The organism is Rhizobium sp. P32RR-XVIII (assembly GCF_012641395.1).
GTDB lineage: Bacteria > Pseudomonadota > Alphaproteobacteria > Rhizobiales > Rhizobiaceae > Rhizobium.
In genome coordinates this window covers 1-14,585 of the sequence record NZ_JABAIH010000006.1, presented here as the reverse complement: position 1 = coordinate 14,585, position 14,585 = coordinate 1, and the positions used below count along the sequence as shown (strand labels likewise).

The 14,585-nt window shown below is 60.9% G+C and carries 13 protein-coding genes; all 13 read right to left on the bottom strand.

What is annotated here, in order from left to right; genetic code table 11:
* Positions 1-17: 17 nt before the first annotated feature.
* The 13 genes from HGP14_RS18385 to HGP14_RS18325 all read right to left on the bottom strand — a co-directional run bounded on the left by HGP14_RS18385 (position 18) and on the right by HGP14_RS18325 (position 13,710).
* The gene (locus HGP14_RS18385; RefSeq protein WP_168831328.1) at positions 18-1,742 is read right to left on the bottom strand and encodes an ABC transporter substrate-binding protein; all 1,725 of its coding nucleotides are present in this window, start codon (positions 1,740-1,742) and stop codon (positions 18-20) included.
* An 80-nt stretch (positions 1,743-1,822) separates the two neighbouring features.
* A complete protein-coding gene (locus tag HGP14_RS18380) occupies positions 1,823-2,104 on the bottom strand; it encodes a DUF2160 domain-containing protein (RefSeq protein ID WP_168831327.1) in 282 nt (93 codons plus the stop codon).
* A gap of 12 nt (positions 2,105-2,116) precedes the next feature.
* Positions 2,117-2,941 (bottom strand): carbohydrate ABC transporter permease, encoded by an 825-nt coding sequence (locus tag HGP14_RS18375; RefSeq protein ID WP_168831326.1) that lies wholly within the window; start codon positions 2,939-2,941, stop codon positions 2,117-2,119.
* A gap of 14 nt (positions 2,942-2,955) precedes the next feature.
* Positions 2,956-3,822, bottom strand: a complete 867-nt coding sequence (locus tag HGP14_RS18370) for a carbohydrate ABC transporter permease (protein WP_168831325.1) — start codon at positions 3,820-3,822, stop codon at positions 2,956-2,958.
* A 2-nt stretch (positions 3,823-3,824) separates the two neighbouring features.
* Positions 3,825-4,895, bottom strand: a complete 1,071-nt coding sequence (locus HGP14_RS18365) for an ABC transporter ATP-binding protein (protein WP_168831324.1) — start codon at positions 4,893-4,895, stop codon at positions 3,825-3,827.
* Positions 4,896-4,903: 8 nt separating this feature from the next.
* Entirely contained in the window at positions 4,904-5,983 is a 1,080-nt protein-coding gene (locus HGP14_RS18360) for an ABC transporter ATP-binding protein (RefSeq protein WP_168831323.1), read from the bottom strand.
* A gap of 44 nt (positions 5,984-6,027) precedes the next feature.
* The gene (gene glpD, locus HGP14_RS18355) at positions 6,028-7,545 is read right to left on the bottom strand and encodes a glycerol-3-phosphate dehydrogenase (RefSeq protein ID WP_168831322.1); all 1,518 of its coding nucleotides are present in this window, start codon (positions 7,543-7,545) and stop codon (positions 6,028-6,030) included.
* 152 nt (positions 7,546-7,697) lie between these two features.
* Positions 7,698-8,705 (bottom strand): ScyD/ScyE family protein, encoded by a 1,008-nt coding sequence (locus HGP14_RS18350; protein ID WP_168831321.1) that lies wholly within the window; start codon positions 8,703-8,705, stop codon positions 7,698-7,700.
* The gene (locus HGP14_RS18345; protein ID WP_409527088.1) at positions 8,684-9,361 is read right to left on the bottom strand and encodes a formylglycine-generating enzyme family protein; all 678 of its coding nucleotides are present in this window, start codon (positions 9,359-9,361) and stop codon (positions 8,684-8,686) included. Before HGP14_RS18345 ends, HGP14_RS18350 begins: the two co-directional genes overlap by 22 nt.
* 79 nt (positions 9,362-9,440) lie before the next feature.
* A complete protein-coding gene (locus HGP14_RS18340) occupies positions 9,441-10,502 on the bottom strand; it encodes an ABC transporter ATP-binding protein (protein WP_168831319.1) in 1,062 nt (353 codons plus the stop codon).
* A gap of 5 nt (positions 10,503-10,507) precedes the next feature.
* Positions 10,508-11,365, bottom strand: a complete 858-nt coding sequence (locus HGP14_RS18335) for a carbohydrate ABC transporter permease (protein WP_168831318.1) — start codon at positions 11,363-11,365, stop codon at positions 10,508-10,510.
* Positions 11,366-11,377: 12 nt separating this feature from the next.
* A complete protein-coding gene (locus tag HGP14_RS18330; RefSeq protein ID WP_168831317.1) occupies positions 11,378-12,304 on the bottom strand; it encodes a carbohydrate ABC transporter permease in 927 nt (308 codons plus the stop codon).
* Between the two features lie 143 nt (positions 12,305-12,447).
* Positions 12,448-13,710, bottom strand: a complete 1,263-nt coding sequence (locus tag HGP14_RS18325) for an ABC transporter substrate-binding protein (RefSeq protein ID WP_168831316.1) — start codon at positions 13,708-13,710, stop codon at positions 12,448-12,450.
* Positions 13,711-14,585 lie beyond the last annotated feature (875 nt).

The following is a 14,585-nucleotide window of genomic DNA, read 5'->3' as shown; positions in this document are numbered from 1 at the left end:
GCCCGCTCCGATGACGATCAGTTCGACTGCCAGCTCTTGACCAGTTCGTCGTAGTTGATCGTGATCGGCTTCTCTTTCTCGTTCTCGACCTTCAGCTGCGGAGCGAGATTGCCTTTTCCGGCGGCATCCTTGTTCCAGTATTCGAGATCATGCTCTTCGGCGAGCTTCGGACCAATGTCGCCTTGGACCTTTGCTCGTTCCAGGCGCTGCAGCACCTTTTCCTGCTCGGAGCAAAGCGAATCCATCGCTTCCTGCGGCGTCTGAGCCCCAGTTGCCGCCTCACCGATCGCCTGCCACCAGAGCTGGGCGAGCTTCGGGTAGTCAGGCACGTTCGTGCCGGTCGGCGACCACTGCACGCGGGCCGGCGAGCGATAGAACTCGATCAGACCGCCGAGCTTCGGCGCACGCTCGGTGAAGCTCTTGTCGCGGATCGTGGACTCGCGGATGAAGGTCAAGCCGACATGGCTCTTCTTCACGTCCACGGTCTTCGAGGTGACGAACTGGGCATAGAGCCAAGCTGCCTTGGCCCGGTCGTCAGGCGTCGACTTCAGGATCGTCCAGGAACCCACGTCCTGATAGCCGAGTTTCATGCCATCCTTCCAGTATACGCCGTGCGGGCTCGGCGCCATGCGCCATTTCGGCGAGCCGTCCTCATTCACCACCGGCAGGCCGGGCGCGACCATGTTGGCGGTAAAGGCGGTGTACCAGAAGATCTGCTGGGCGATCTGTCCCTGCGCCGGCACCGGGCCGGACTCGGAGAAAGTCATCCCCTGGGCTTCCGGCGGCGCGTAGGCCTTCAGCCAATCGAGATATTTTTGGAGCGAATAGACCGCCGCCGGGCCGTTGGTGTCACCGCCGCGCGCCACGCACGAGCCGACCGGCCGCGAGTTCTCGTCGACCTTGATACCCCATTCGTCGACCGGCAGACCGTTCGGCAGACCCTTGTCGCCGTTGCCGGCCATTGAGAGCCAGGCATCGGTGAAGCGCCATCCGAGCGACGGGTCCTTCTTGCCATAGTCCATGTGGCCATAGACCTTTTTGCCGTCGATCTCGCGGCCGGTGAAGAACTCGGCGATGTCCTCGTATGCAGACCAGTTGACCGGAACGCCGAGATCGTAGCCGTACTTAGCCTTGAAGTCGGCCTTGTTCTTCTCGTCGTTGAACCAGTCGTATCGGAACCAGTAGAGGTTCGCGAACTGCTGGTCCGGCAACTGGTACAGTTCCTTGTCCGGAGCCGTCGTAAAGCTTGTGCCAATGAAGTCGGCGATGTCGAGGCCGGGGTTGGTGACGTCCTTGCCTTCATTCGCCATCCAATCGGTCAGGGAGCGCGCCTGCAGGTAGCGCCAATGCGTGCCGATTAGGTCGGAGTCGTTGACATAGGCGTCGTAGATGTTCTCTCCCGACTGCATTTGCGTCTGCAGTTTCTCGATCACGTCACCTTCACCGATGATGTCATGGGTAATCTTGATGCCCGTTATAGCGCTGAATGCCGGCGCCAGAACCTTCTGCTCATAGCTGTGGGTTTCGATGGGCTCGGAAACCACCTTGATCTCCATCCCGGCGAAAGGCTTCGCCGCATCGATAAACCACTGCATTTCCTTTTCCTGATCGGCGCGGGAAAGCGTCGAGAGATCCCCGATTTCCTTGTCCAGAAAGGCTTTCGCCTCATCCATCCCCGCGTAAGCGGAGCCGGCCATGGCCAGCAAAATGCCTGCTGTTGTCGCTAATAGATGCCTTCGCATAATATCCTCCCAGAGTTGCGATTGCATTTGCACGTCTCAGGCGGCCAGACCTACCCCCGGCCATCTGTATCTCCTTGCCGTCACACGTAGCGGAATACGCCGAGGGCGTAGACTACGGAGAGGGCAAGAGCCCACCACAGGTTAGGCCCCACAAGGCCCAGCCATGCGAGATGAATGAATGCGGCGCCGAGCAGCGAGACGAAGAGGCGGTCCCCGCGCGTCGTCTCGAAACGCAGGATGCCGACCCGCGGGGAGCCTCCCGGCGCAAAATATTCCCAGATGCTCATGCCGATCAGCAGCAACAGGATCGTCAGAAAGAACAACGCTGTCGGCAACGTCCACGCCATCCAGGAAAAGTTCATATCCAGCTCCCCTCAAACGCGCCCGAGCGCGAAACCCTTGGCGATGTAGTTCCGGACGAAATAAATGACGAGCGCACCCGGCACGATCGTCAGCACGCCGGCTGCCGCCAGAACACCCCAATCCATGCCGGCCGCGGAAACGGTGCGGGTCATGATCGCCGAAATCGGCTTTGCGGCCGTCGTCGTCAGCGTGCGGGCAAGCAGCAGTTCGACCCACGAAAACATGAAGCAGAAGAAAGCGGCGACGCCGATGCCGCTGGCAATCAGCGGCATGAAGATCTTCACGAAGAAGCGCGGGAACGAATAGCCGTCGATATAGGCCGTCTCGTCGATTTCCTTCGGCACGCCCGACATGAAGCCTTCGAGGATCCAGACCGCCAGCGGCACGTTGAAAAGGCAGTGCGCCAGGGCAACCGCGATATGCGTGTCGATGAGGCCGAAGGCCGAATAGAGCTGGAAGAAGGGAAGCGCGAAAACCGCCGGGGGAGCCATCCTGTTTGTCAGCAGCCAGAAGAACAGATGCTTGTCGCCGAGAAAGCGGTATCGCGAGAAGGCGTAGGCCGCGGGGAGGGCCGCCAGCACCGATATCACCGTGTTCATCACGACATAGATGATGGAATTGATGTAACCTCTGTACCAGGATGGGTCGGTGAAGATCACCGCGTAATTCCGTATTGTCGGGTTCAGCGGCCAGAGCGAGAAGGTGCCGGTGATCTCGGCGTTCTCCTTGAAGCTCATGTTGATCAGCCAGTAGATCGGCAGCAGCAGAAAGAGGATGTAGAGCGTCGAAACGATCCAGGAGAAGTTGCCGGCAGGTTTGTATTTCTTGGCTTTCATTTTCCCCTCCCTCCTCACGAATTCGCGTCGCTGCTGGTCATCACCGTGTAGAAAATCCACGAGAGCAGCAGGATGATCAGGAAGTAGATAATCGACATCGCGGCGGCAGGCCCGAGGTCGAACTGGCCGACCGCGATCTTCACGAGATCGATCGAGAGGAATGTCGTGGAATTGCCGGGACCGCCACCGGTGACGACGAAGGGTTCGGTATAAATCATGAAGCTGTCCATGAAGCGCAGCAGCACGGCAATCAGCAGCACGCGCTTCATCTTCGGGAGCTGGATATAGCGGAAGACCGACCAGCGCGAGGCGCCGTCAATCTTCGCCGCCTGGTAATAGGCCTCCGGGATCGAAACGAGACCAGCATAGCAGAGCAAAACGACGAGGCTCGTCCAGTGCCAGATATCCATGACGATGATTGTGATCCAAGCGTCGATGGGATCGCGAACATAGTTGTAGTCGAGTCCCATCGCCTCCAGCGTGTGGCCGAGCAAGCCGATGTCCACACGGCCAAAGACCTGCCAGATCGTGCCGACCACGTTCCACGGGATGAGCAGCGGAAGCGCCATCAGCACCAGGCAAATCGGAACACCGATGCCCTTTTTCGGCATGTTGAGCGCGATGAAGACGCCGAGCGGGATTTGAAGCATCAGGATGATGAAGGAAAACAGCAGGTTTCGCTGCAGCGCCGCCCAGAAACGCTGGGAATGCAGGATCTCCTCGAACCAGTCCGTGCCGGCCCAGAAGAACTCGTTGTTACCGAACGTGTCCTGAACGGAGTAATTGACCACCGTCATCAGCGGAATGACGGCGGAAAATGCGACCAGCAGCAATACCGGCAGGACGAGAAACCACGCCTTGTTGTTCCAGGTCTTGTCCACGGTCAGCCCTCCCTGCCGATACGCCATGAATCGGCGTAGATGCTGATGGCGTCCGGATCGAAGCTGACCCGCGCGTCTACCGGGATCTCTGCATCCTCCGGCACGACGATCGCGATCGGCTGATCGGCAAATCGGGCGCGAACGATCTTCTGCCTGCCGATATCCTCGACTTTTGAGATCGCGACGGGCATGCCCTGCCGTCCGAGGCGGATGAATTCCGGGCGGATGCCAAGTTCGATTTTGGCCGCCCCATTCGTCTTGGGCGCGTAGCTGAGATTGAGTGTCTCGCTGCCGACCTTGACTTGATTGCCGGTGACTTTAGCCGGCATGAGGTTCATGCCCGGCGAGCCGATGAAATAACCGACGAAAGTGTGGCTCGGACGCTCAAAGAGCTCGGCCGGGGTGCCGATCTGCACAATCTCTCCTTCGTACATGACGACGACCTTCTCGGCGAAGGTCAGCGCCTCCGTTTGATCATGCGTCACGTAGACCATCGTGAAGCCGAACTGCTTGTGCAGCCGCTTCAACTGCGACCGCAGCACCCATTTCATGTGCGGATCGATGACGGTCAGCGGTTCGTCGAAAAGGATCGCATTGACGTCGTTTCGCACCAGACCGCGTCCAAGCGAGATCTTCTGCTTCTGATCCGCCGTCAGCCCGCGGGCCTTGCGCTTGGCCCAATCGGCGAGATCGATCATCTCGAGCGTTTCGCGAACGCGACGGTCGACCTCCTGTTCCGGAACACCGCGGTTGCGAAGCGGAAAGGCGAGATTGTCGTAAACCGTCATCGTGTCGTAGATGACGGGAAACTGGAAAACCTGCGCAATGTTGCGGGCCTGCGTCGAAAGCATGGTCACGTCCACGCCGTCGAACAGGATGCGTCCGTGCGATGGCTGCAGCAGGCCGGAGATGATATTGAGGAGCGTCGTCTTTCCACATCCCGATGGTCCGAGAAGCGCATAGGCGCCGCCGTCGGTCCATTCGTGATCGACTTCCTTCAGGGCATAGTCGTTGTCCGTCTTCGGGTTCGGCCCGTAGGCATGACGGATGTGATCGAGCGTAATCCGTGCCATTTTACCCCCTATGCCGCCAGCCGCGCGGCAGCGATGGCGCGGCCGTCTTCGCCGAAGGCCAGCAGATGACGCGTGTCCAGAAACACGTCGAGATCCGTATCCGGCTCGATGTCGTGAATGCCATGCTCCAGCATCACCCAGCGCACCCCGCCGTAATCCAGATGCACGAAGCTTTCGGAGCCGGTAATTTCCGAGACCTGCGTCTTGGCGCGCAGCCTGGGCGCGTCCGCGGTCTGCGGCGTCAAGGAAAGATGATGCGGGTGAAATGCGATGGTGACCGGACCTTCTCCCATCGTCGCGAGGTGCGCCGGCACGGGAATGCCAATCTGGCCGTTGTGCTGAAAGCTCGCGCCGGTCTTGGACACGGAGATAAAGTTCAGCGGCGGGTCGGCGAAGGTCTTGGCTGTCACCAGATCGGTCGGCCGTCGATAGACGGAGATTGTAGGACCGAATTGCGTGATGCGTCCCTGATGCAGGGTGGCAGTGTTGCCTCCGAGCAGCAAAGCCTCCGAAGGCTCCGTCGTCGCATAAATGAAGATCGCGCCCGACTGGGAGAATATCTTCGGCAGTTCCTGGCGCAGTTCCTCGCGAAGCTTGTAATCGAGATTGGCGAGCGGCTCGTCGAGAAGCACCAGGTCCGCATTCTTGACAAGGGCGCGGGCAAGCGCCGTTCTCTGCTGCTGCCCGCCTGAAAGGTTGAGCGGCGTGCGCTCAAGATAGGGCGTCAGCTTCAGGAGCTCCGCCGCCTTGCGCACTTCCGCGTCGATCGTCTTCGCGTCCCGGCCGGAGATCCGCAACGGCGAGGCGATATTCTCATAGACCGACAATGCGGGGTAATTGATGAACTGCTGGTAGACCATTGCGACGTTGCGTTTCTGCACCGGCACGCCGGTTACATCGACGCCATCGAAATGGATGGAGCCGCTGGTGGGCCGATCGAGCCCGGCCATGAGACGCATCAGCGACGTCTTGCCGGAGAGCGTCGGCCCCAGCAGGACGTTCAGCGTACCGCGTTCAAGTGTCAGATCGGTCGGGTAGATATGGTATTCACCCCCCACCGTCTTGGTGGTATTGCGCAGTTCAAGCATTCCGTTCCCGTGCCTCCTCACAACGGGGACGACATGCCGCTTGTTCACCCTGCCAGTTGCGCAGGGATCGCGGCCATGTACTCCTCCAAATTTTTCACCTCGTCCTTTGCCAGATATAGCCCTTTCTTGGAGCGCCGCCACAGGACGTCTTCGGCGGTGATGGCCCATTCGTGCTGGACGAGATAGCCGACCTCGGCCTCGTAAAGATCGGATCCGAAGCAGCGGCCGAGGTCTCCAAGCGATCGCGCCTGCCCGAGCAGCGCGCTGGCGCGGGTGCCGTAGCGGCGCGTCAGCCTGCGGGCATGCGGATCGGCCAGGAACGGATAGGCTGCCTTGAGCGTCGCGACCTGCGCCTCGTAACCCTGCACCGGAAAGTCGCCGCCCGGCAGATGGCTGTTGGCCGTCCACGGCGCGCCCTTTTCGCCGATCGCCGCGCCGATCTTTTCCAGCGCATGTTCCGACAGCCGCCGGTAGGTGGTCAGCTTGCCGCCGAAGACGTTGAGCAGCGGTGCGGCACCGGCCTCGCCCTCCACCTTCAGCACGTAGTCGCGCGTCGCCTCCTGCGCCTTCGAGGCGCCGTCGTCATAGAGCGGCCGCACCGCCGAATAGCTCCAGACGATATCTTCCGGCTTCACCGGCTCGTTGAAATATTCGCTGGCGGCGGCGCACAGATAATGGGTCTCCTCTTCGGAGATCCTGACTGCCTGCGGATCGCCGTTATAGTCGCGATCGGTGGTGCCGATCAGCGTGAAATCCTCCTCGTAGGGAATGGCGAAGATGATGCGGTTGTCGGGGTTCTGGAAGAAATAGGCGCGCGGCCCCTCGAACTTCTTCCGGACGACGATGTGGCTGCCCTGCACGAGGCGCACATGCCGGGCCTCGTTCTGACCGAAAGCGGCGCGCAGCAGCTGATCGACCCAGGGACCGGCGGCATTGACCAGCATGCGGGCCCGATGCCGGCGGTTCTCGCCGGTCAGCATGTTCATGCTGTCGATCTCCCACAGGCCGCCCTCGCGGCGGGCCGAGACCACCTTGGTGCGCGGCAGGATCAGCGCGCCGCGGTCGGCGGCATCGCGGGCGTTCAGCACCACCAGCCGGGCATCGTCGACCCAGCCGTCGGAATATTCGAAGGCCTTGGCAAACACCGGCTTCAGCGGCTGGCCGGCCGGATCGCGGCGAAGGTCAAGCACCGCCGTCGGCGGCAACAGCCGGCGGCCGCCGAGATGGTCGTAGAGGAACAGCCCGAGGCGGATCAGCCAGGCCGGGCGGACGCCGCCCTTCTGGTAGGGCAGCACGAAGCGCAGCGGCCAGATGATGTGCGGCGCCATCGCCCACAAGACCTCGCGCTCCATCAGCGATTCGCGCACCAGCCGGAACTCGTAATGCTCGAGATAGCGCAGCCCGCCATGGATCAGCTTGGTCGCCCCCGACGACGTCCCCGAGGCGAAATCGCCCATCTCCGCCAGCGCCACCGCATAGCCGCGCCCCGCCGCATCCCGCGCGATCCCGCAGCCGTTGATCCCGCCCCCGATCACGAATAGGTCGTGATGTCCTTGGCCCACTCTTCCCCTCCCCGTGCGCCGGATTCGACTTGTGCCTGCGCGCAATTCGAAACCGATTGAAGTAGAAATGAAAACTATTCGCGTGTCAAACGAATGTTCTTGGATCAACGGGTGCGGCAGAGCGCGCCGGCAAATTAGCCGCCGGTCGCTGGTCAGCGCTGAGCTTCGTCGGTCAGAAAATGGAGGTTGCCGCCGAGCTCGGAAACGACGATCCGCCGCTCGTCCCAGACGAGAACGGATACTGGCCGGGTCAGGCCGTCGAGAATGATCTTGCGGTCGCCTGTCGTTTTGCCAAGCTTCAGCAACCGCCCGCTACCCTTCCCGAAACCTTCTTTCTGGTCGTATGTGCCATGTTCGAGGACAAGCATCTCCCCATCGCTGTCGAAGGCGACACTCACGGGCGCATTCAGTCCTTCGACCTCAAGCTGCGGCCTTGGCGCATTGCCGGCTTCGGGAAGGGAAACGACCTTGCCGGCACCGGCAAGGAAAGGAAAGCCGCCGAACAACGTAACATAGAGGCGCCCATCGCGAAGGGCGATGCCGGTCGGCACCGCGTCGACCTCATAGCTGTCGCCCTTGGCGAACTCGGTCGGCGAAAGGCTGCGGAGTGTCGTGGCAGCCTGTGCCAGGCGACCGAATGTCGTGAGCGTGCTTTTCCGGCCGTCCGCCTCCACGCGTTCGACACTGTTTCGCGCGGAGTCGATCACGTAATAGGTTCCGTCCGAGACGATCAAATCGAATGGATTCCAGAAATCGCTATTGATGACACGGGCCTGGCCATCGAGGTCGACCGCAACGAGAGCGTGGTCAAACTGATCCTCATCGGCATCGGCCGGCTTCCATCCCTGGGCAACGACATAGGCATCGCCGGCGCGGACGACTCGATAGGGCCCGGTCGGGTCGCCAATCACGTCAGGGCCATGCTGAAATATCGGCCCGAAGGGAACAAGCTTGCCATCTCCGCCGCGGCTGTAGAGCCGGCCGCTGGCGAGATCGCTGACGAGCAAGTCCTCGCCATCGCGAGAGAGGCCGGCGAAGGCCGCGCCCGGCATGTTGAAGGTCTCGAGCTTATAGCCGGGTGCAACCTTCGGCTCTGCGCCGGCACCGGCTGCCAGGAACAGAAGACCTGCGGCAATAATCAAGGCGCGGAACGGACGCATCGGAAACCACCATTACCGGAGAAACGGAATTCGGGATCATAGGCGAGGCGATAGGTCGTCGTAAGGTGCTTTGGATCGCTGTTCCACGAGCCTCCGCGAAGCACACGATAGGACCCAACGCTTCCTATCGGCGGGCCACCTTCGTACGGAGCGTAGAGGTCGCCCGTCCATTCCCAGACATTGCCAACAAGATTGAGGACGCCCTCGGTACTTGCGCCGTCAGCGAAGGAGTCAGCCGGCGCGGTCATGGGATACCCGTCGCGCGCATCGGCGGAGCAGCAGGCATCGGTCCCGGAATTTGCCCGCGTAGGGTCCGGCGGAGCTTCGCCCCACGGATACCGGCCGCCCTTCGTCCCTCGTGCCGCCCTCTCGTATTGCTGCTCGGAAGGGAGAGCCAGTCCGTAGTGGCGGCAAAAGGCGTCGGCGTCCACCCAACTCACCCCGACAACCGGCCGGTCGTCCAACCCCAGGATCGGGTGAGTTGCGTAGAAGGCGGACCGGTGCCCGGTGGCGTCGACGAAACTTTGGTATTGCCGGTTCGTGATCTCGGTGCGATTGATCGCGAAGGCTTGGCCTTCCAGCACGCGCCGCGGGCGTTCGTTTTCGGGGCCGTCATCGCGGCCGAAGAGGAATGCGCCGGCGGGAATCTCAATCAACGGATTTCCAGCAATGGGGCCGACATCGGTCGCCCTCGCATGAGATGCGAGGGCGATTGCTAGCGCTGCACCGAGCAGGCTAGAAATCAATGCGAGATTGCGTCTCTCCATCGAACAAAAACACCCGATCCGTGACAACCCTGATACCGATTTCTTGATCGATCTGACCGGCGAAATGCTTGTCCGCGCGCAAGGTCATGAGGCGTCCGCCCAACCGGACGCTGACAAGCGTGCTCTCGCCGGTAAGTTCCACCGAATAGATCGGCGCGACCAGATTGACGCCGGGGTCCCCGGCTTCGGCGACATGGACGTCTTCCGGACGGACTCCGAGGACAGCGCCGGAGAGGTTCACCCCGCCAATGCCCTCCACCCTTAGGCCGTCGCTGACGAACAAACCGTCACTGACGTCTCCCGGAATAAGGTTCATCGGCGGCGAGCCGATAAATCCGGCAACGAAGAGGGTGCGCGGATCGCTGTAGATTTCCCGCGGCGTCCCGAGCTGCTCGATCACGCCCTTGTTCATCACCGCCACGCGGTGGGCAAGCGTCATCGCTTCTATCTGGTCGTGGGTAACGTAGATGGTCGTGACCTGCAGCTCGTGCTGAAGATGCTTCAGTTCGGCGCGCATCTGGGTGCGGAGCTTGGCGTCGAGATTGGATAGCGGCTCGTCCATGAGAAAGACCCGCGGGGTGCGCACGATCGCCCGGGCAAGCGCTACACGCTGGCGCTGGCCACCGGAAAGTTCCTTCGGCAGCCGCGACAGCATCGTGTCAAGTTCCACCCGCCGTGCGACCTCGGCGATGCGTCGCTTGCGTTCCTCGAGCGGCACTTTGCGTATCTTCAGCGGATAGCCGATGTTCTCCTCGACCGTGAGATGCGGGTACAAGGCATAAGACTGAAAGACCATCGCGACGTCGCGATACTTGGGCAGAACGCCGTTGATGCGGTCCGAGTCGATGTAGATGTCGCCGGAGGTTGCTTCCTCGAGACCCGCGACCATACGCATGGTCGTCGTCTTGCCGCAGCCGGAGGGCCCGAGCAGAACGAGAAACTCCTTGTCTTTGATTTCGAGGTTGAAGTTGGCCACGGCGAGGAATTCGCCGAACTTCTTGTACACATTCTTGAACGTGACGGACGCCATCGGTTTCAGCCTTTGACGGCGCCCAGGGACAATCCCCGGACGAGGTGCTTCTGGACGATCAGCGCGAAGACGATGATCGGAACGCTGGCGAGGAAGCCGGCGGCGCTGATCTCGCCCCAATGAGTGGTGTATTGGGTGACCCGGCCGGAAATTCCAACCGGCAGCGTCATCGACCGCTCCGTCTGGGTCAGGATCAGCGCGAGCAGGAATTCATTCCAGGAAAGAATCAGGCTGAAGATCGCCGTTGCGGCGATGCCGGGCCGCGCCAGCGGAAGGGCGATCCGGAGAAAGGCCCCCCAGCGCGTGTCGCCATCGACCATCGCGGACTCCTCGAGTTCGGGCGGAAGATCCTGGAAGTAACTCTTCATCATCCAGGTCACGAAGGGCAGGTTGAAAGCGGTGTAAGCGACGACGACGGCGAGTTTGGTGTTCAGCAGGTTGAAGAAGTTGAAGAAGATGAACAGCGGTATGATCGTCACGATCGGTGGCATCATGCGTGTCGACAGGATCCAGAACGAGATCTGGTAGCGCCACCGGCCCGGGTACTGGAAGCGGGCCAGGGCGTAGCCGGCCATGGTGCCGAACACCAGAGAGACGATTGTCGTCGCCACGGCGATGATCAGACTATTGAGGGCGTAGATCAAGAACGGCTGCCCGATGAAAGCCGCTTCATAGTGCTTGAGGGTCGGCGGAAAATCGAACCACACCGGCGGCACAGCGAAGATGTCGATGTCGAGCTTGAATGAATTCTGGGCGAGCCAATAGACAGGAAAGATGGTGATGAACAGCGCGAATGCCATTCCGAGATAGGCCAGCATCCGGAGCATCTCTTCACCGATTCGATGCCGTGCGCGGGTTGCCATACGGTGTCCTCCTCAATCCACCAGCCGCAACCGCTTGATGAACCAGGTGCTGAAGCCGACCGTTACGAACAGCACCACCAGCGAGATCGCCGCCGCATAGCCAATGTCGACGAATGTGAACGCGACCTTGAAGATATAGAGGCTGAGTGTCTCGGTTGCCCCTGCCGGGCCACCCACGGTGAGAATGAACACCAGATCGAACAGCCTGAGCGCATCCATGATCCGCAGCAGCAGGGCAATGGCGATCACCGGCTTGAGAAAGGGTATGGTCAGGTCCCAGAACTGGCGCCAGGCCGAGGCGCCGTCAACCTGCGCGGCCTCGTAGGGTTCGGTCGGCAGGCTTGCCAGCCCGGCCAGCATCAGCAGAAAAATGAACGGCGTCCATTCCCAGACGTCTGCTGCGATGATCGTTGCCATCGCGAGGTTGACATCGCCGGCCCATGCCTGGGCGGGCAATCCGAGGCGATACATCAACTCGTTGAGGACGCCGAATTGCGGCTGATAAATGAGCTTCCACGTCAGCGCCACGGCGATCGGCGGAATCATCATGGGCACCAACAGGATTGTCTTGAGGAAATTCAGCCGGCGAATGTATTTGTCGAAAAGCAGGGCAAGGCCGAGGCCGAGGAGAAATTCAAGCGTTACCGCGATGCTGGTGAACACCACCGTGTTCTTGACGGCGAGGTGAAGTTCCGGATCGCTGAGCATCCGCACGAAATTGCCGAGCCCGACGAACTCGCGAGGCACACTCGGGTCAGGACTGACCCTTTGTACCGCCGCGGTAAACATGTAGACGGTCGGAAACAGCGTCAGCCCGGCGAGGAGCAGCAGTGCGGGCGCCAGCATGAGGATGCGCAGGTGACGCTCTGCCCATTGCTCCAGACCGCCACCACCCGGTCGAAGCTGCGCGGCCAATGCGCCGCTTTCGGACCTCACCATCAGCCCCTCCTATGAGCTCCTCCCCGGCGCAGTTGCCGTCTTTTTGCGGGCGGGGTCCGCAAACCCCGCCCACCCTCAGGCTGCTCCCCTCCTGCATAATTCCCGGGATCCGAACCGACGGTCCTCATGGACGTACACGCGCGTTAGTACATGTTCGTAATTTTCGAGACCGATTCCTGCGCGTTCTTCAGGGCCTCGTCCGGGGTGATCGTGCCCGCAACAGCTTTGGAAAGCTCGATGCCGAGTGCGTTCTCGATCTCAGGCCACTTGGGATGGCGCGGCCGCGGCGTCGAGAAGTTGATCGCCTCCATCAGCGTCGGGTAGTGCCGGAATTGCGGCTGCGACGTCAGTTCGGGATCCGTAAACACCGAGAAGCGGACCGGCGGATTGCCGCGCGTGGCGGAAATCTTGATCTGCTCCGGCGAGGTCGCCCAGTTCATGAAATCGAAGGCTTCCTGTTTGTTCTTCGAAGCCGACATTATGCCCATGGTCCAGTGACCGATCTCCGATGAGCCGGCGTGCGTGCCTGCCGGCATCGGCGCGTAGGAGATCTTGCCAACCACCTGGCTTTGGCTCGGGTCTTCAAAGGTGGCGACCCAGTTCGGCCAGTTGATCGACGAGGCGGCAACGCCCGACGTCATTGCACGACCGACATCCTCGGGCGCGAAGCTTTCGACGCCCTTGGGCGAGATCCCCTTCAGCGTCATGAACATCGTCATCGCCTCCTTGGCTTCCTTGGTATCAAGGGTCACCTTGGTGCGGTCGGCATTGAAGAGGTTGGCGCCATACGACCACAGGAGCGGCATGAAATCGGCGACCACGTTGTTGCCTTGACCGCCGCGGAATACGTAGCCGTAGAAACGTCCTCCGCCGGCGTCGGTGATGGACTTGGCTGCCTTGTAAACATCGTCCCACGTCTTAGGCGCGCCGGATACTCCGGCCTCTGCGAACTTTGCGCCGTCATAAAAGAACATCTGCGCATTGCCGACATAGGGAATGCAGACGAACGGGCCGGTATTGTACGGGTTGCGGCAAACCGCCAGCGACTTTGCCAGGAAGTCGTTGTCGGGGCCTGGAACTCCAAGCTTGGCGAAGTAGCCGCTGAGATCCTCGAGATGGCCATTTTCGGCGAAGAATGGGATCCACGGATCGTCCATCAGCACGATATCGAAAGCGCCCGATTTTGTCTGGCCGGCATTCGCTGCTTTCTCGAAAACGTTGGCGTAGGGCGCCTGGACGATTTCGACCTTCGTGCTCTTCATTTTGGCGTAGTCGGCGGCTGCGGCTCTCAGGCCGTCGCCCTCGCTGCCGGAGGGCACGAGGATGGTGATGTCAGCCCAAGCGGTTCCATTGATCGCAAGTGCGGACGTCGCAATAGCCAAGGTGAGAAACAATTTGCGAAGCATTGTACACCTCCCGATTAAAGCCGTTATCCAGAGGCCCTTCTGATGAGGACCTCACCGTTCCCGGCATGGCAGAAAATGCTACTGGGATACCCCCGCGAACGCTGCTACGACGATTTGAACGCCGAGCGCCTCTACTCCCCGAAACCGCGTTCTTCTGGAATTAATCTAACACATCAGGCGCTTTATTCAGAGATGTATATTAGCATTACCCTGATTTAACCCTCATGGCCGACGCCAGTCTTCCGAACCAGAAATCCGGCCTGCCCGGAGGCGATATGCCGCGGCTCAGACGATGTCACGGATCCGCCATGACCAGCCGGCCGCAGATGTCACCCCTCGCGAACGGTTGCTATCTAGGAGGTGATGCGAATTTTAAGAAGACAAATCGGATTCGTGCGTTCTCCCCATTGCTAGAGCGCCTGTTTCGGCGGCTGCTGCGGCACGGCTTGTTGAGGAAGGCAAGGCAAAAATCCGGAGCTGAACCGTATTCGCCTCTGGAAGGCTCCGCTTGGGATAGCCGGTCCTGACAAGCCATCGGTGCTCGATTTCATTCGGAGGGGTGGTGGTCGGCGAAACGCCTGCGCCGTTGACCGTGACGTGGAACGCAAAAGCCCGCCTACGCGGCGGGCTTTTGCGGATATGATCGTTGTGCTTGTTTGCGGTTGCCGGATTTGACCCTGCGGCCTTCAGGTTATGGTGGGCTTTGCGAACGACGAGCTACCATCGCCAACGAAGATGAAGTCTTCGCGCCGGCGAAACGCCTGACGCGCCGTTGACCGCGCCCTGGAACGCAAAAGCCCGCCTAACCGGCGGGCTTTTTGCGACTATGATCGTTGTGGTTGGTTGCGGGGGCAGGATTTGAACCTGCGGCCTTC